13 protein-coding genes are annotated in these 17,721 nt (G+C 51.5%); 9 read left to right on the top strand and 4 right to left on the bottom strand.

Going from position 1 to position 17,721, the window contains the following annotated elements; translation table 11 throughout:
• The first annotated feature begins 65 nt into the window (after positions 1-65).
• From SCIP_RS05045 to glnA, 4 genes are all read left to right on the top strand, one after another.
• Positions 66-647, top strand: a complete 582-nt coding sequence (locus tag SCIP_RS05045; RefSeq protein ID WP_231288080.1) for a hypothetical protein — start codon at positions 66-68, stop codon at positions 645-647.
• A 226-nt stretch (positions 648-873) separates the two neighbouring features.
• Complete coding sequence (locus tag SCIP_RS05040; protein ID WP_040591345.1) at positions 874-1,893, top strand: hypothetical protein; 1,020 nt, start codon at positions 874-876, stop codon at positions 1,891-1,893.
• Positions 1,894-2,100: 207 nt separating this feature from the next.
• Complete coding sequence (locus SCIP_RS05035; RefSeq protein ID WP_006293796.1) at positions 2,101-2,580, top strand: GNAT family N-acetyltransferase; 480 nt, start codon at positions 2,101-2,103, stop codon at positions 2,578-2,580.
• Positions 2,577-3,914: a type I glutamate--ammonia ligase gene (gene glnA, locus SCIP_RS05030; protein WP_006293797.1), complete on the top strand. Its 1,338-nt coding sequence runs from the start codon at positions 2,577-2,579 to the stop codon at positions 3,912-3,914. The genes SCIP_RS05035 and glnA overlap by 4 nt, the downstream gene beginning before the upstream one ends.
• Positions 3,915-3,937: 23 nt before the next feature.
• Here glnA and hrpA read toward each other — a convergent pair whose 3' ends face one another.
• Genes hrpA through SCIP_RS05010 form a run of 4 tightly spaced genes read right to left on the bottom strand, consistent with a single transcriptional unit; the run spans position 3,938 to position 9,232 of the window.
• Entirely contained in the window at positions 3,938-7,996 is a 4,059-nt protein-coding gene (gene hrpA / locus SCIP_RS05025) for an ATP-dependent RNA helicase HrpA (protein ID WP_006293798.1), read from the bottom strand.
• Positions 7,993-8,724, bottom strand: a complete 732-nt coding sequence (locus SCIP_RS05020) for a class I SAM-dependent methyltransferase (protein ID WP_006293799.1) — start codon at positions 8,722-8,724, stop codon at positions 7,993-7,995. The genes hrpA and SCIP_RS05020 overlap by 4 nt, the downstream gene beginning before the upstream one ends.
• A gap of 23 nt (positions 8,725-8,747) precedes the next feature.
• Complete coding sequence (locus SCIP_RS05015) at positions 8,748-8,957, bottom strand: helix-turn-helix domain-containing protein (RefSeq protein WP_006293800.1); 210 nt, start codon at positions 8,955-8,957, stop codon at positions 8,748-8,750.
• Between the two features lie 2 nt (positions 8,958-8,959).
• Positions 8,960-9,232 carry a hypothetical protein gene (locus SCIP_RS05010; protein ID WP_006293801.1) on the bottom strand — a complete coding sequence of 91 codons (273 nt, stop codon included), beginning with the start codon at positions 9,230-9,232 and terminating at the stop codon, positions 8,960-8,962.
• Between the two features lie 560 nt (positions 9,233-9,792).
• Between SCIP_RS05010 and hflX the strand changes: the two genes are divergently transcribed.
• From hflX to pheT, 5 genes are all read left to right on the top strand, one after another.
• Positions 9,793-11,415: a GTPase HflX gene (gene hflX, locus SCIP_RS05005; protein ID WP_006293803.1), complete on the top strand. Its 1,623-nt coding sequence runs from the start codon at positions 9,793-9,795 to the stop codon at positions 11,413-11,415.
• A 126-nt stretch (positions 11,416-11,541) separates the two neighbouring features.
• Entirely contained in the window at positions 11,542-12,504 is a 963-nt protein-coding gene (locus tag SCIP_RS05000) for an L-lactate dehydrogenase (protein ID WP_006293804.1), read from the top strand.
• 273 nt (positions 12,505-12,777) lie between these two features.
• Complete coding sequence (locus SCIP_RS04995) at positions 12,778-13,686, top strand: TrmH family RNA methyltransferase (protein ID WP_040591346.1); 909 nt, start codon at positions 12,778-12,780, stop codon at positions 13,684-13,686.
• 146 nt (positions 13,687-13,832) lie between these two features.
• Positions 13,833-14,900: a phenylalanine--tRNA ligase subunit alpha gene (pheS, locus tag SCIP_RS04990; protein ID WP_006293807.1), complete on the top strand. Its 1,068-nt coding sequence runs from the start codon at positions 13,833-13,835 to the stop codon at positions 14,898-14,900.
• Positions 14,901-14,990: 90 nt separating this feature from the next.
• Positions 14,991-17,603 (top strand): phenylalanine--tRNA ligase subunit beta, encoded by a 2,613-nt coding sequence (gene pheT, locus SCIP_RS04985; protein WP_040591347.1) that lies wholly within the window; start codon positions 14,991-14,993, stop codon positions 17,601-17,603.
• The last annotated feature ends 118 nt before the right edge of the window (positions 17,604-17,721 follow it).

The raw sequence follows: 17,721 nt of genomic DNA, 5'->3' as shown, positions 1-17,721 counted from the left end.
CCTGATGACTGGTGCCGCTTGACCGCCTGTATTGCTTGACTGCCAGCCTTGCTAAGGTTACAGATATGAGTGCTCACGATGATGCTTCCGCCAATGATTCCCCTGACCGGGACAAAGATCCTGACGACCTGTCTGAGGAAGAGATTGACGCTGCCCTTGAGGACATGGAAACTGATCTTGACGATTTTGACAGTCAGCTTCAGGGGATTCTCGGTAACAAAGCCAAGATGGCAGTCATTATTACCCAACTGCGTTCTGCCCGATTTTTGGCTGCCCTCTGCTCCCTGACCGATATTTCTGCCATCTGCCTCGACTCTGACCGTGGGGCCTGTGCTATTCTGCGCAATCGTGACGGAGACGGACCTGAACACGCTGCTAAGGACCTGACCAGTTCGGTTCGCGGCCTGGGAGTCATTCTAGCCGTAAATAGGGCTGATAAGGTAGAAACCCACCTGTGGATAGGGGGTCAGGAAGGAACAGCCTATGCTCCGCCTGTGATTTTATCTTCTGCTCCGCTTTTTGTTGAGGATTTATTGACAGGGTCTTTGAGCATCAAGGATTTGCAGGATCAGGGAACACCTTTGGAAGACAGTGATTCCATCAGCCAGGTTCAGGCTTATGAGATTATTGGGGAAAATCTGAAGTAGAGTTTGCTTTTCGCCTGGTTTATACAGATTCGGCGGCTAGCTCAGTGAGAATTCGTCAGGGGGAGAAGAAGCATCATAGGCAGGTGAAGGAAATAATACAAATGCAATAATACATGAGTTTCTAAGTATATTTATAGAGTCTGTCTAAGCCTTTCGCGATAATGAAGTGTAATGACAACAAGGTCATTGACGATAGTAATGAATAGATGTGATGAAGGAGAGTGCTATGACGGATCCTTATAGCCAGCCCAATCCACAGGATCAGTATGCCGGTCAAAATCAGCCTTATCAGGATCAGGGCCAGGAGTATACAGGTCAGCAGCAATACCAGGGTCAACCGGCTCAACCGGCTCAAGTACAGCAGCCTCAGGGACAGCCGGTTCAGGGTCAGTATCAGAACCCATCCCAGTCCGGTGCCCAGCAGCAAGGACAGTCTTATCAACCTTATCAGCAGCCTCAAGGAAACCCGACAGGTCAGTTCTCTGCCCAGGGCGGGAGTTTTACTGCAAATCAAAAACCAACGAATGGCTTTATGGCTTTTGTTGGGAAAATGGAGGGTGTTTCAGTTGCTATGGGAAACAAGACTCTGACTCTCAGCGACCTCCTGACCTATATTTTCTCCATCCTCGGGGTCGTTTTCTGCTTCCTTCCTTTTGCCTCTGTACACTTTGGCGGATTAAGCGAGTCCGTCAATTATGTTTCTGACGGACGGGACGGGATTTTCATTATTATCCTCATGGTTGTCGCCTGCGTGCTGACTTTCTTAAGAAAATTCATGTATGCCCCTATTCTTTTCGGCATTAGCCTGATTCTGGAGATTATTGATCTGGCCAGGCTGAATTCTGCTTATCTGAGTCCCGGGGTTGGGGGGATTTTGCTTCTGATTGTTCTGATTGTTCTGGTTTCCCTTTCTCTCGTGAGAACGTTTTATTACAAGGATAAGAAGCCTGTAACTGCTCCTAACGGGCCTCAGAATCAGCCTCAGCAGTATACAGCTTCACAGCCTGTTCAGGGACCGTACGCCGGAGGACCTCAGCCTCAGCAGTACCAGAACCCTCAGTATCAGGCCCAGCCTGCCCAGCCTCAGCAGTACCAAACTGGTCAAACATACCAGCCTCAGGGGCAGGAGCAACCTCAGCAATACCAGGGTCAGCAGGACCAGCCTCAGCCGTATCCTTATCAGTCTAATCAGGACCAGAATCAGAATTCTCAGAATGGGTATAATCCTTCCCAGCAGAACTGGTAAGATTTTTCTTTTCTAAGATTTCTCCATCAGATTCCTCGATGGTGGATGGCGGGGAAATCCGAAAATAGAAAAGGGAATAAAATAGGAAACGACAGAACGACGGTAACTCTGTGCCAGGTTAACTCAAAACCAGGCACAGAGTTTTTTATGTGATGGGAAGATGGGAGCTCCCCAGGGGGCGATTTCGGTCAAAGAAAGATAGCAGTCATGATTATTAGAGAATATACAGAATATCGCCAGGAAGATATTAAGCAACTGTATACATCTGTAGGCTGGACCTCGTGCACGGATAATCTGGAATCGCTGAAGAAAGGTTTTGAGAATTCTCTCTTGGTTCTGGGGGCGTATACAGGAAGTCAGGCCGAAGAGGGCAGACTGGTTGGATTAATTCGGGTGGTGGGGGATGGATATACGATTATTTTCATTCAAGATCTTCTCGTTCTTCCTGAGTTTCAGCGGCAGGGGATTGGGTCGGCTCTGATGAGGGCAGTCCTGGAAAAGTATAAAGATGTCAGGCAGTGTGAGCTGGCAACAGACAACACCCCTAGCAGTATTGCTTTCTATCAGTCACTGGGAATGAAAAAATATTCCGACCTGGACTGCTGCGGCTTTATGAGATTGGGGAAGGAGAAAATCATACAGAAAGTAATGCTTAATCAAGCAGATAATGTTATGCTGGGATTATGAATAAGCAGCAAGAATTTGCCTTGCAGGCAGTCGAAGAAAACGACATCCATTTCATTCGTCTCTGGTTTGCTGACGTCTTGGGGCAGCTGAAATCAGTGGCTATTGCCCCCGGTGAGTTGGAAGATGCGCTGGAAGAGGGAATTGGGTTCGATGGATCTGCCATTGAGGGCCTGACCCGGGTTTCTGAAGATGATATGCTGGTCAGACCTGATGCTTCAACTTTTCAAATTCTTCCTCTTCCTGGTGGGGATCATTCCACTGCCCGCATGTTCTGTGATATTTTGACCCCTGAAGGGGAACCCAGCATGGGGGATTCCCGTCACGTTCTGCGGGCGGCTCTCGATAAGGCTAAGGGGCAGGGCTTCAGCTTTTACTGCCACCCGGAAATTGAATTTTATCTTTTTGAACATCAAACTGATTGGACTCAGCCTCCGGTCCCCATTGATGAGGGAGGTTATTTTGATCAGGTACCCCGTAGCTCCAGTATGGATTTTCGGCGGGCAGCGGTAGGACAGTTGGAACAGTTGGGGATTCCGGTTGAATTCTCTCATCATGAGGCTGGTCCTGGGCAGAACGAGATTGATCTGAGGCATACAGATGCTTTATCTGCTGCCGACAACGTCATGACCTTCCGCACCATAGTCAAGGAAATTTCCCTGGATCGGGGAATTTATGCCAGTTTCATGCCTAAGCCTCTGGTAGATCAGCCTGGATCCGGTATGCACACCCATTTATCTCTCTTTGAAGGTGACTCCAACGCTTTTTATGCTGCCGGAGAGGAATTCAGCATGTCGCAGACAGCGCGTCAGTTTACGGCTGGAATTCTTTATCATGCCCAGGAAATCACTGCTGTTATGAATCAGTTCGTCAATTCTTATAAGCGGCTGTGGGGCGGAGCCGAAGCTCCTTCTTATGTTTGCTGGGGCCACAACAACCGATCTGCCCTCCTGCGGGTCCCTCAATACAAGCCAGGGAAAATTAATTCTGCCCGTGTGGAATTCCGGGCTTTGGACCCAACCTGCAATCCCTATCTGGCGTATGCCCTCCTCCTGGCTTCTGGCTTGGATGGGATTGATAAGCAGCTGGAGCTTGAAGATCCGACCGATGATGATGTCTGGGAGCTGACTGATGCTGAACGGCAGGCCATGGGAATTAAGCCCCTGCCTGGATCGCTGGATTCAGCGCTTAAGCAGATGGAAAAATCAGAATTTGTGGCTTCCGTTTTGGGTGAACACGTTTTTGAATATTTCCTGCGCAACAAGCATGCCGAGTGGGCTCAGTACCGTCAGCAGGTAACCCAATATGAGTTGACCAGGTATCTGCCCCGACTGTAGTCTGTAGGTGTAGCGCGGCGGGTTTAGGTTTCAGGGCTGACCATTTTCCGAAGACGCTGAATACTCACAGACTTTAGCGTGCCCAGTTCCTGAGCCCATAGAGAAATAAGAAACTCCTCATATGCCCAGCGAACTTCCTGAGCTTTTTTACAAGCCTGATCATGCTGAGCTCCGGCAGGAGCCTTTCGAACATTATCCTGGGCTTTTTTCACCAGTTCGTCCGCTTCCTGAGCCTGCCAGGCCCACCGCACATCTCTGGATTTATTTGTTCTTGCTTTGGCCAGACGAAGAGAATCTGCCTGACAGTAAAGGGCAATCCGTGGAAGGAAGGTGGCTGGAGTGGCAGCTATAAAGCCAGGGTAAACCAGGGAAGATAGGTGCTCTGTGATGGACTGGAGAACTGACAGAAGGGGCAGGCTAGCCGGTCCGGAAACCTCTTTCTTAACGGCAGAGTATGCAGTCAGATCAGTTATCACATCTTTCGCTACAGCATAGACTGTATCCTCAAAAACATCTTCAACCTCCGATATTTTTTCTTCCAATTCCTGATCGCTGGAGATCTCTTCCATGGAAGGCAGGAGGCGCTTGACAGCTGCCATTTGCAGGTCAGCCACCAAGTCTGCTGTGGAAGAATAGGGAGCAGAAGCCAAGGCCAGGGCTTCCCTGCTTAGCCAGCGAGACGAAATCCGCTCGGAGGGAAGAGACAACTTTTCCGCCGCAGTCTGCCAGAGCAGCTGAGTCCTGGAGATCGGCGATGCCCCTGACTGAGTGAGCAGATTGGCTCTGGTTACTGCTTTCCCCTGGGCACCGGCTTTCCTGGCCTTGCCTTCTACATGCCGGCGTGCGCTGGCCTGGGCATCACGGGCGAAACGGTGCTGGAGATCAGACAGATTTTTTGATTCTCCCAGGACCTTCCCCCTGTCAAAAGAGGAAGATGAGTAGACTGCTTCCTGATTTTCGGGAGGTTTTCCGCGGTTTTTGCCCTGGTCTTCCTCAACGCTGAAGGTCATACGGAGGTAAGAGGGGAGCCTGTTGATTTGCTCCTGGTTGAAAACTTCAGGATGTATTTGTGCCCCCCGAATGGCTATAGCCGCCTGGGTAAAAACATGGTTGAAATCATCCTGGAAAAGGCTCTTCCCTCCCAGGACCTTCCTCTGCCCCTGCTGCCTATCCTCTTCTTGCTGGCGGGAATCGATCCAGTTGTGGATTTTGCGGGCTGTATCTGGGGCGGGAATCAACTGTACCCTAATTGCTTTAGGCAGTGATTTAATAGTAGCAATAATCAGGTCATCCAGCAGTCCGGGAACATTCCAGCTAAATTCTTCGGGTCGGAGGCGAGACAAGGCTGAGAGGGGAATATGAACGGTCACTCCATCCTTATTGGATCGGGTGTCAAAGATATATGTCAGGCGAAGAGAAATATCAGACCCATCTGTTCCCACTGTCTGCCAATAGGTGGGGTAGGCTTCGGGATCGAAACGAGGTGATTGGATATTTTTGCTCACCAGGGAGGGGTCAAAATCAAGAGCATGAGGATGGACCTGATGCTCTTTTTTCCACCAGGAATTCAAAGCTGCCAGGGAGGTTACATGGTCGGGAAGAACCTGATCATAAAATTCGGCCAGATCATCCTCAGTTGCTGCCGAGCCAATTTGACGGCTTCGATGTGCTTGCTCATCCGCTTCCTGAAGGATTTGCCGGTTGCGCTCCAGAAAAGAATCAAAGGGGAAACGTTGATGAATATCACCCTCAACAAGACCCTGACGAATCAGGAATTCACGGGCTTGGGCAGGATTGACCGAAGACCAGGGGACAATCCTGCCCTGCACAATAGGTAAACCGTAGAGCAGAACCGTTGATTTGGCAACGGCTGCTCCCCTGGTTGCAGACCAATGGGGCTCAGCATAGGTGGTACGGGTCAGGCCTTTGCCCAGCTCCTCAGCCCACTCAGGTTTAATCTGAGCAGCTGACCGAGCCCAGAGCCTGGACGTTTCCACCAATTCTCCCGCCATGACCCAGGCAGGTACTGTCTTATAAACCGATGAGGCAGGGAAGAGGGAAAAACGGATCCCCCTGGAGCCTTGATAGTTATTCTTTGACTGTCTTTGAGCCCGCTTCAATGCCCTGGCTCTTTGCCCTCCTTTTAACCCAGCAAAGTCTGATTCCTTAGGCTCGCGAATAATCTGCATGCCTATGGAACTAAGCAGGCCGCTGAGCATAGCTTGATGAATACTGTCAGAATCCCAGGAACAGCACAAACTGTGGGCTCCTTGCAGCTCCAAACTGAGACCGGCAGTATACTCGTGTGGCCCAGACTGCGGCTTGGGCTCTCCCACTTTCCAGCGGGCTTCCTTGCAGACCTGAACAAGCTGATTATACAGGTCATGCCACTGCTTCATCCGAAGATAATTCATGAACTCAGCCTTGCATTTCTTTCGTAGGGCTGAGTTGCTCAGGGGGGCTTCAGCAGGGAAAAAAGCTGTCCAGATGTTCAGGGCGGTAAGAAAATCACTGGATTCATCGGCATAGCGCTTATGTGCCTGATCTGCCCGCTCTTCCTTGTCTTCTGGCCTTTCGCGGGGATCTTGCAGGCTCATAAAGGCCACAATAACCAGTAGGGCAGCAAGAGTATGGGGAGACATATGGGAAGCCTGGATAATCATCCGTCCCAGGCGGACATCAATAGGTATCCGGGCTAATCGGCGGCCGATAGGGGTAAGAGTTATGGACCCTTTGGTACGGCGAATGGCCCCAAGCTCGGTCAGTTCATTGAAACCATCAGTAACTGACCTGGTATCGGGTGGGTCAATAAAACCAAAGGTGGTAATGTCCTGAGCTGTGCGGGCAACTCCCACTGATAGCATCTGCAGAACAACAGCCCCCAGGGATGTTCTCTGAATTTCCGGATCAGTAAACCGAGGTCTGTTCTGATAATCTTCCTGAGAATACAGACGAATGGCAAGGCCATCAGCAATACGGCCGCAGCGGCCGGCCCTCTGGTCGGCGCTTGCCTGGGAAATTGGCTCAATAGGAAGGCGCTGAACCTTGGCAGTTTTTGAATAACGGGAAATTCTGGCCAGGCCTGGATCAACCACATAACGGATTCCAGGAACAGTCAGGGAGGTTTCGGCAACATTGGTAGCAATAATGATTCTCTGTCGGCTGTGGGCTTCAAAAACCCGATGCTGCTCTTTAGCGCTGAGCCGGGCATACAAACTGACAATCTCCACCGAATCAGGTTTTCTGGGATCATTTCTGGAAGGGCCTAAAGCCTGGCGTATAGCATCCTCATATTCATGAATATCGCGCTCGCCGGCAGCAAAAACCAGGATGTCTCTGGCTGACCGTTCCCGTGTGGATAAGGTAATGAGTTCTATGCAGGCTCGGGCAACAGCAGAAGGCATATCTTCAGAGGCGTCATCCTGATGAGAAGGAAAGCCGGGGACTGAACTCATAAGAGCTGGGGCAGACCCCAGAGGCTCATATACGACTTCTACCGGGTAAGTTCGCCCGGAAACTTCAACAAGAGGAACAGGATGCCCCAGGATCTGACTGAAATGGTCCTGAAATTTCTGGGAATCAATGGTAGCGGAAGTGATGATCAGCTTGAGGTCCTTCCGCTTGTTCAGAAGTTGGCTAAGGTAGCCCAACAGAAAGTCTATGTTCAGACTGCGCTCATGAGCTTCATCTATCATGATGGTGTCATAGGCAGTGAGAAGAGGATCCCTCTGAATATGAGCCAGCAGAATACCATCGGTTGCTACGCAGAGTCTGGTAGAAGGGGAACTGCGGTCAGTAAACCGTACCCGGTAGCCGATTTCTTCCCCCAGGCTGGTGCCCATTTCCTGAGCAATGCGCTCGGCAACGGTACGGGCGGCCAGGCGGCGTGGCTGGGTAAGCATAATCTGTCGGCCATGGCTGCCCCGGCCCAGCTCCAGGAGCATCTTAGGGATCTGGGTAGTTTTACCGGATCCGGTTTGTCCGCTAACAATTACTACGGCAGAGGAGCGAATGGCCTGCATGATGCGATCTTTGGCTTCGCTGACCGGAAGCTCAGTCGGATACGAAAAGGTCAGGCTCATTGCTGATCCTCTGCTGCCCGATGAATCTCAATTATGCGGTAGCCTTTGGCAGATGAATATTTTCTGACAGAAAAACCGTTCCCCAGTTCCTTCGACAGCCAGGACAGGAGGGAATCGGAGCCCAGATTTTTTTGAACAACCAGGTATGCATAACCGTTGGAAGACAAGCGGGGCAGGTAGGTCATGAGAAGATTGTGCAGTGGATCTTTTCCTATCCGGATAGGGGGATTAGACCATATGAGATCAAAAGAAGCATCCGTCCATTCAGCTCCGTAGCGATCTTCCAGATCCTGCCTGGTGCCGGCTGCAATGGTAGTCAGCCCGTTGCGGTTTGCATTAGCTTGAGTCAGCTCGACAGCCCGTTCGTTGCTGTCAAGCGCCCATACCCGGGCCTGAGGGTACTCTCGAGCCAGGGCCAGACTGATTGGCCCCCAGCCGCACCCCAGGTCTAAACAGGTTGCTACCGTTCGGCCCTCAGCCTGATCTGCTGCGGATCCGGGAACATGATCAAACAGAACCTGAGTCCCCGTATCCAGCCGATGAGCGGAAAAAACACCGGCTGCGGTTTCCACCTGGACGGGGATTGATCTGAGGCTCACCTCGATCAGCTCCCGCCTGTCATCGGAGGATGGATGGGCTGAGAAATAGTGATCGGTCATGTGGTGCTCCCCAAAGTCCTGATACTGCTGGCTGTCTGCCGCAGCCTCTTCTTGCTTGTCGGAGTTCATTATAACCGTTACATCATAAGTTTTTACCGCTTAACCTGATAGTTTCCCCTGCCCAATTTGATGATTCTTCCCTCCTGAGCAGCAAGAGTCATCTGCCTGGATAAGGTTTCCGGACTTGTGCCCAGGTATGAGGCAAGCTCTGACAGGCTTATGGGCAGGTGAACCCTGCTTGATTGGTTCTTGTTGGCCAGATCGGTAAAGAAAGCTGTTAACCGGTCTTCCACCTTGGGCATAGTCAGATAATGAATTTGCTTACGCTGTCGGTTGATGTACTGGCTGCTGATTCCTCCACCATACTGAACTGGCGGAACTGATCGGTAACTGTTGGAATCAGATCTCCTTCAGCTGCCAGAGAATCATTGAGTTTTCTGAGGAATTCTGCTTCAGATTTTTCCCAGTAGAGCCCGGTTTTCTCCAGGAATTCAGCGGCCCTTCCCCGGGCAAAGAGACGGGCCCGTTCTATGAGCAGCACATGCAGAACCAGATTTGAGGTGATATGACCAATCATGGCTCCGGCTGTGGGCTGATGATGATCCTTTGTGAGAAAGGGCCAGGGCTGACAGGTCGATTCTTCTTTCTTCCATCAACAGGCGGTTGCCGATCAGCAGGATATGGTGATCGACTTGAGCTTCCAGCCCTCCTGCGGCAGCTGTCACAATCATTCCCCCCGCATAGAGCCAGGAAAGGGAGGCAAACTTCCCCGCAAAGCTAAGGACTACCAGTTAAGGACTACCAGTATTGTCATCATAATGACAAGCTGTTTTTTATATCTGGCAAAGGAATTCTGGACTGTGGTCATGGTTTTCCTTTCTGCCTTTTTGTATAGGTGGTCATTCCTTTGTATAATGATGATGAGGGGCCGGTGACGGCAGCTTTCTGCTGCGCGAATGATTCCCAAGCTCCTGCTCCATGCAGATGAGCCTAAACGATGGGGAATGGAATGTAATTGATATCTGTCAATTAAACGGAGAAAAGTAAACGAAGAAAAGCAGGGAAAAGGCTAAAGAGCAGTGATAAACAGATTGGCTGCTGGCACGTGGGCCGCAGCTAGAACAGATTCGAGGCTGAATGGTACAGGAACATAGTCATAAATCACAGGCAAGCTATAAGAGCGTTAGAAAGGAAGGACGCCGAAATACTCGTTTGGGATCAATTCTTGAGAACAAATCCCAAGTCCTTCTTCAGGATTCTGACCCTGGTGTAAGCGGACGGGATATGGCTGCCGACGACCAAAACCAGCAGGGGGCCGGCAGCCGTGAATGGGAACAGGAAGACTGGCAGGAACGGGAAAGCCGCAATCAACTGAAAAAAGTGTCCGGCCTGGGAGAACTTCAGGATGTGACCGAGGTTGAGTACAGGCGAGTTCGGCTGGAAAAAGTTGTTCTGGTAGGAATTTGGTCCAGCAGGGACAGCAGCCAGTCGCAGGCAGAAGAATCTCTGAGGGAATTGGCTGCCCTGGCTCAAACGGCCGGAGCTCAAGTAATGGAAGGGGTCTTGCAGCATCGGTTTAAGCCAGACCCGGCTACATACATCGGTAAGGGAAAGGCAGGGGAGCTGGCAGCCATTGTTGCCGCAACCCAGGCTGATACCATTATTGTTGATGCTGATCTTCCCCCTTCCCAAAGAAGGGCTCTGGAAGATGTGACCAAGGTGAAGGTAGTGGACAGGACTGCCGTTATTCTTGATATTTTCGCCCAACATGCTACCAGCCGTGAAGGCAAGGCTCAGGTGGAACTTGCTCAGCTGGAATATATGCTTCCCCGTCTGAGAGGTTGGGGTGCAGCCCTGTCCAGGCAGGCGGGCGGTCAAGCAGCCGGAGTTAATGGCGGTATTGGTTCCCGAGGACCGGGTGAAACTCAACTTGAGCTTGACCGTCGGGTGATTCGTACCCGCATGGCCCGCCTGCGCAAGCAGATTGCCCGTATGGCACCTGCCCGTGATATCAAAAGGGGCTCCAGGCGAAGGAACTCTCTTCCTACGGTGGCGGTAGTGGGGTACACCAACGCTGGTAAATCATCCCTGATAAACAGACTGACAAATTCTCATGAGCTGGTGGAGAACGCTCTTTTTGCTACCCTCGACACGGCTGTCAGGCAGAGTAAAACTGCCGACAGCCGCAAATTCATGTATGTGGACACAGTAGGATTTGTCCGCCGGCTGCCGACTCAGTTGATTGAAGCCTTCAAATCTACCCTGGAAGAGGTGGCGCAGGCCAGTCTGATTGTTCATGTAGTTGATATTTCTTACCCTGATCCTTTTTCTCAGATTGATGCCGTGAACAAGGTCCTGGCTGATGTACCTGGGGTGGAAGGGATACCCACCCTGATGGTCTTCAACAAGGTAGACCGGGTCGATAACACGACCAGGCAGAGAATCGAGAATTTGGCTCCTGACGCCTTTTTCGTTTCTGCTGCCACGGGTGAGGGGATTGACCGGCTCCGCCATGCAGTTCAGGCAGGTCTGCCCCGTCCGAATGTGCATGTAGATGCCGTTATTCCGTACTCTCAGGGATCTCTTATTTCTCAGATTCGTCAGTTTGGCTCCCTTGATTCTGCTGACTACATGGATAGGGGAGTACACCTTGTTGCTGATGTTGATGACCGACTCGCCGCGCGTATAATCAGCTGCGCCGAAAACAGTGGTCAGGAAGAAAATCCGGGCGGATCAGGTCAGACTGAGGCGGTACAATAAATGTCGGTTCCGATAGTGCGTCCTGATTTTCGTCTGGTACATAAGACGGAATGTGCAAGGCCATTATTGACGAGAGAATCACAGTTGCACCAGTAATCTGGTACATAATAATTTAAAGAGGTTAATGTGGAAAAAACATATCACCGTCCCACCAAGCTGGCTATCATTGGTGCCGGAGCTGTAGGATCGACGACGGCTTTTGCTGCTGCTCAGCGTGGCATCGTCCGTGAAATTGTTCTTGAAGATATCGATAAGAAGCATGTGGAAGCTGAGGTGCTGGATATGCAGCACGGCTCCAGCTTCTATCCCACAGTCACTTTTGATGGATCTGATGATATTGAGATCTGCCGTGATGCCGATATTGTAGTTATCACTGCGGGAGCCCGCCAGAAGCCTGGACAGACCAGGCTTGATCTTGCCGGAGCTACTATCAACATCATGAAGTCCATTATTCCCGGTGCTGTTGAGGTTGCTCCTAATGCTATCTTCATGCTGATCACCAATCCGGTGGATATTGTCACTTATGTTGCTTTGAAGTTGTCCGGCCTGCCCAAGAACCAGATGTTCGGTTCCGGTACCAACCTGGATTCTGCCCGCCTGCGTTTTCTTATTGGACAGCAGACTGGTGTTAACGTCAAGAATGTTCATGCCTATATCGCTGGTGAGCACGGAGATTCTGAAGTTCCTCTCTGGTCCTCTGCCACTATCGGCGGTGTACCCATGCTTGACTGGAAGGAACTGGATGGGCATCAGCCTTTGACTGCTGAGGTCCGCGAACAGATCCACCAGGATGTCAAGAATGCTGCTTATAAGATTATCGAAGGCAAAGGCAATACAAATTATGCAATTGCCATGTCTGCTGTAGATATTATTCAGGCAATTATGCAGGATTCCAACCGTATCCTCCCGGTCAGCTCCCTCCTGGATGACTTCCACGGTATTTCTGATGTCTGCATGTCTGTCCCTACTCTGCTGAATAGGAATGGGGCTAACAGCCACCTGAACACACCACTGAGCGACGAAGAGCTGGCAGCCCTGAAACGGTCTGCGGAGACTCTCAAGTCTACTGCTCACGAGTTTGGATTTTAGTGAAAATTTTATCCTGCTAAGCCTGCTAAGGGCAGCCGAGGATAACTGAGGGCAAGACCTGGGGATAGTAAGAGCGCAGTCTCCGGGTTTTGCCCTTTTGTGTACAGAGCATTGTTTTTTGTGTACAGAGTACTGCCTTTTGTATATGCAGCATATATATGTAGCATATGTAGGCTTGGCAGAAGTCTGGGCCAGGAAGACAGGAACCAGCGGCATAAAGCAGGGCATGCAGATATGCATGCAGAAGAGAAATAAGAAAACAGGAGGTTGGAGATGGACAGATTTCACCTGAAACCGGTGATGGATAATCCTCATTCTGACCGGGTACGCAGGATTGCTGATTTATCTCGATCGAAAACCAGGAAAAAGACCGGTCGTATTTTGGTGGAAGGTCCGCAAGCCGTGCGGGAGGCTGTTCACTTCGCTTCTGATTTCGTAACGGATTTGTACTATGATGCTGCTGCCGGAGAGGATCCTGTTCTGGGCAAAATTATTTCTGAAGCTCAGAAAAAGATACTCTATTGTCATCCGTGCAGCAGTCAGGTGATGGAGGCGATCAGCAAGGATTGTCAGGGGATAGGGGCCCTTGTCAGAACTGAGGCTGTGACTGGCGGTTTAGCCCCCGATGCCTCTTCTTTCGCTGCTCTTGCTTCCTTGGCTGATTCTGTAAAGTCACCAGGGCCGGTTGAGACAGCTGGGCATCCGGCCAGGCCTCTTTTTCTGGCTTGCTGGCAGCTGAGAGACCCGGGGAATGCAGGGACTATCATTCGAGTGGCTGATGCTGCTGGCTGCCCTGCTCTCATTCTGGTGGATGACTGCGTTGACGTCACTAATCCCAAGGTTGTCAGATCTACAGCCGGGTCACTCTTCCACCTGCCTATAGTGACTTTGTCTACTGATGACTTCTTTACTGAAGCGGCCCGGCTGGGGCTGCCAGTGTGTGCCGCCGATGCTTATGGGACTGATCAGGTGGAGGCCATTCCTTTACCTGATCTGATGGACAGTCTGAAATCTTCCTCTCAGCCCCTGTGCATATTATTCGGCAATGAGGCCAGGGGTCTGGATGACAGCCTGATCAACCGCTGTCAGTCGGCTGTCCGTATACCTCTGTATGGGAGGGCTGAATCCTTGAATGTAGCCATGAGCGCGTCAATTATTGCTTACAGCTTGGCTATGTCGTAACGCGCAGGAATAATATTCAGTAGTACTTATACAAACAGTGGCGTCAGCGGGCTTTCGGTCTTAGCTGGCGTTTTGCCTATGTATACCAATGTTTACATTTCTGGAAGGCGGCTGACGCTTTCCGGCTCGATTAGGAAAGGTGAGCTGTGGCAGAAGCTCTGGTTTTTGACGCCGATGCAGTAACATCAGCAGTCAGCGAAGGTATTGAGAAGATTGCCAACTCTTCCACCCTTGATGAACTGCATGCTGTCAGGACAGCCTATGCCGGCGGAGATTCCCTGCTGGCTCAGGCGAGTAAAGCTATTGGTAGTTTGGATCCCAGCCAGAAAAAGGCAGCCGGGCAGTTGGTAGGGAAGCTGCGGGCAGATTTTGGACGGGCCTATGGAGCTCGGGAAACTGATCTTAGGCAGGAAGAAGAGAACAGAAGACTGGCCGAGGAGACGGTTGACATGACTCAGCCAGTCCGCCGCCACCCCCTGGGGGCCCGTCATCCCTTGCAGAAGCTCTTGGAAGATGTGGAAGATTTCTTCGTCTCTATGGGCTGGCAGATTGCCGAGGGCCCTGAAGCTGAGGCTGAATGGTATGATTTTGATGCTTTGAATTTTGGCCCTGACCATCCTGCACGGCAGATGCAGGATACCTTCTATATCAAGGGAAATCAGGCACGGGATGCGGCCGGTTTCGTGGGGTCTAATATGGTAATGCGCACCCACACCTCTCCGGTTCAAGCTCGGTCTATGCTGGAAAGGGGAGTTCCTCTCTATATCGCCTGCCCGGGCCGTGTGTATCGCACCGATGAACTTGATGCCACCCATACCCCAGTTTTCCATCAGTGTGAAGCTCTGGCTGTTGATAAGAACCTGACCATGGCCGATCTCAAAGGAGTGCTGGATAAGCTAGCTGCGGCCATGTTTGGCCCCGAGTCCAGAACCCGACTGCGGCCTTCCTATTTCCCCTTCACCGAACCCAGCGCTGAGATGGATCTGTGGTTCCCAGATAAGAAAGGTGGTCCAGGCTGGATTGAGTGGGGCGGCTGCGGGATGGTGAACCCCAAAGTTCTTTTGTCGGCCGGTGTGGATCCCGAGGTTTATTCCGGATTTGCTTTTGGAGTAGGAATGGAAAGAACCCTCCTCCTACGTCATGATATTAATGATATGCATGATTTGGTTGAGGGTGACCAGCGGTTTAGCCAGCAGTTTGTCATGGGCGAATAAACGAAACTTCTCCATTCACCGGTAAACAAAGCAGACAAGAGACAATAGACAAAGATAGGGCCGGATGGCCCAGGTAGGAAAGCTGTTACAATGCCATTGATTGATATGGGCTGGCTGCGGGAACATGTAGCTGTGCCGAAAGAGGAAACATACAGCCAGCTAGCCGCAGATCTGGTAAAGGTTGGTCTGGAAGAGGAAGCTATCCATCAGTCGGATGTTACCGGCCCTATTGTGGTCGGCTATGTTCAGGACCTGGTCAAGGAACCTCAGAAGAATGGCAAAACCATCAGCTGGTGCCATATTGATCTTGGTCCTTACAATGGGCAGGATGAAAATGGTCAGCCAGTCCCCCGCTCCATTGTGTGCGGAGCCCCCAATATTGCTCAGGGACAGAAGGTAGTTGTTGCCCTGCCCGGGGCAGTATTGCCTGGAAATTTTACAATTGAGCCTCGCAAGACTTACGGACACCTGTCGGAAGGTATGTGTGCCTCAGCTCGGGAACTGGGACTGAGCAATGATCATACCGGCATTATTGTTCTTGGTGACTATGGTCTCAGTCCTGACCAGTATGAGTCCCTGAAACCTGGTGATGATTTGATGGAAATTCTGGGCTTGGGAGAACCTGTCCTGGAAATCAACATCACCCCTGACCGGGGCTATGCTTTCTCCTATCGCGGAGTTGCCCGTGAATTCCATCACTCAACAGGGGCTGCTTTCCGCGATCCTGTTAAAGCTCTGGATAAGGCTGCTCCTCGCCTGGTGCGGGGGGCAGGAACGGGGCCTGGCCGTGATTTGGATGTTGCTGTGGAAGACGGCAACCCCATTCATGGAGTTTCAGGCTGCGACCGGTATTATCTGCGGGCTGTTCGCGGGGTTGACAACAGTCGTCAGACTCCCAGCTGGATGGCTCGTCGCCTGCAGCGCAGCGGCATGAGATCCTTATCCCCCCTGGTGGATGTGACCAATTACGTTATGCTTGACCTGGGCCAGCCCCTGCATGCTTATGATCTGGATAAGATCGCCCCTCCCATTGTTGTGCGCAGGGCTCAGCAAGGTGAACATCTGACCACCTTAGATGGCAAGGATCATGAGCTGTCTGTGGAAGATTTGGTGATTACTGATTCTCCTGAAGGCAGTCGCGGATCCAGGATTCTGGGAATTGCTGGAGTTATGGGGGGTATGTATGGTGAAGTGACTGCTGAAACCACCAATGTTCTGATTGAAGCAGCACATTTTGATCCAGTCTCTATTGCCCGCTCTGCCCGCCGGCATAAGATTCCGTCTGAGGCTTCACGGCGTTTTGAACGCGGTGTAGATACCAAGCTCCAGGCCGCTGCTGCACAGGAAGCAGTTTCATTGATTTCCCGTCTATGCGGTGGTCATGCTTCTGATACCCCCACAGACTATAAGGCAGTTAAGCCTACCAAGCCTATCCGGTTCAAGACCAGCGAAGTCAAACGACTGACTGCGCTGGATTGTTCTGTCACGAAAATTTCCGATATTTTGATTGACATTGGCTGCCATGTGGGCGGCGGGGGTAATGGGGAACTGGTCGTGGATCCGCCAAGCTGGCGTCCTGATCTGCGGTACCCCTGTGATTTAGTGGAAGAAGTAGCCCGTCTGGTGGGCTACGATCAGATTCCTATTCATGTTCCTGCTGTTGGGGTAAAAGATGTAACCGGTCTGACTGCCGATCAGCTGCGCCGTCGTCAGGTTGCCAATACTTTGGCCGAAGCTGGCATGACTGAGGTTTGGAGCTATCCTTTCGTGGGTAAGCAGGATTTTGATGACTTTCAGCTGGATGCTGCACAGATTGAACCTGTCAGCGTAGAACTGGCCAATCCCCTGGCTGCCGATCGTCCCTATTTGCGCCGAATGATTTTGCATACCCTGGCCCGAACCGTTCAGCGCAATATCCGTAGGGATAATCCTCAGGTCTGCCTGTATGAATCCGGCCATGTCTTTGAGTGGGATCCTCAGGCTCCTGCAGTCCCGGCACTTCCGGGAGCAATTCGCCCTACAGATGATCAGCTTGCTGCTCTTGATGCCGGTCTGCCCTACCAGCCTGAGCATACTGCCGGTATTCTGACCGGCCTGGCTCAGGAAACGGGCTGGCTCCAGGACAATCGTCCTGTGGACTGGACATATGCAGTGGAAGCAGTTACCCGCATAGGCCAGAGAGTAGGGGCAGACTTTAGTTTGTATCAGCCTGCTTCCGAAGCAGTTCCTCCTCAGTGGCATCCGGGTCGTTTTGCTTATGTCCGCCTGTCGGATGGAACTCAGGTTGGTCTGGTGGGTGAGCTTCATCCTCACCTGAATGACCGCATGGGTTTCCCCCAGCATTCTGCTGCTTTTGAGTTGGATATGACTTCTATTTTTGCCAAAGTTTCCAGCGAACCCCTGCAGGCCCGACCCATCTCCACCTATCCTCCTGTGCATCAAGACCTGGCTTTCACCGTCAGCAATGAGGTGACAGCCCAGCAGGTAGAGGAGGCTATCCGCTCCGGAGCTGGTCAAGCCTTGGAATCACTGGAACTTTTCGATGTCTATCGGGGGGATCAGGTCGGCAGCCAGGAAAAGTCTCTGGCCTACTCCCTGACTTTTCGCCTTCCTGACAGGACGTTGAACTCGGCAGACTCCGATGCTCTTCGTTCCGCAATCATCCAGGAGGTTTCCAAGCTGGGAGCTCAATTACGCGCATAAATTAAGCCACTATCTGGAATTATGTGTAATGATATACACTAGTCATGCATGAAGAATTTTTTCCTGCCGGCAACTATGCGCCGTATTGCAGAGCGTGGAAGCTGGCGGGAGAAACCAC

Source organism: Scardovia inopinata JCM 12537, from assembly GCF_001042695.1.
Taxonomy (GTDB): Bacteria; Actinomycetota; Actinomycetes; order Actinomycetales; family Bifidobacteriaceae; genus Scardovia; species Scardovia inopinata.
Note: the sequence above shows the minus strand (reverse complement) of the source record. Positions and strands in the feature narration are given on the sequence as shown.

Excerpts from the sequence above, each read along its gene's own strand:
- SCIP_RS05035 (WP_006293796.1), top strand. The coding sequence starts at position 2,101 with ATGATTATTAGAGAATATACAGAATATCGCCAGGAAGATATTAAGCAA.
- hrpA (WP_006293798.1), bottom strand. The coding sequence starts at position 7,996 with ATGAGCCTGACCTTTTCGTATCCGACTGAGCTTCCGGTCAGCGAAGCC.
- glnA (WP_006293797.1), top strand. The coding sequence starts at position 2,577 with ATGAATAAGCAGCAAGAATTTGCCTTGCAGGCAGTCGAAGAAAACGAC.
- SCIP_RS05045 (WP_231288080.1), top strand. The coding sequence starts at position 66 with ATGAGTGCTCACGATGATGCTTCCGCCAATGATTCCCCTGACCGGGAC.
- SCIP_RS05040 (WP_040591345.1), top strand. The coding sequence starts at position 874 with ATGACGGATCCTTATAGCCAGCCCAATCCACAGGATCAGTATGCCGGT.
- SCIP_RS04995 (WP_040591346.1), top strand. The coding sequence starts at position 12,778 with ATGGACAGATTTCACCTGAAACCGGTGATGGATAATCCTCATTCTGAC.
- hflX (WP_006293803.1), top strand. The coding sequence starts at position 9,793 with ATGGTACAGGAACATAGTCATAAATCACAGGCAAGCTATAAGAGCGTT.
- SCIP_RS05020 (WP_006293799.1), bottom strand. The coding sequence starts at position 8,724 with ATGAACTCCGACAAGCAAGAAGAGGCTGCGGCAGACAGCCAGCAGTAT.
- SCIP_RS05010 (WP_006293801.1), bottom strand. The coding sequence starts at position 9,232 with ATGATTGGTCATATCACCTCAAATCTGGTTCTGCATGTGCTGCTCATA.
- SCIP_RS05015 (WP_006293800.1), bottom strand. The coding sequence starts at position 8,957 with ATGCCCAAGGTGGAAGACCGGTTAACAGCTTTCTTTACCGATCTGGCC.
- pheT (WP_040591347.1), top strand. The coding sequence starts at position 14,991 with ATGCCATTGATTGATATGGGCTGGCTGCGGGAACATGTAGCTGTGCCG.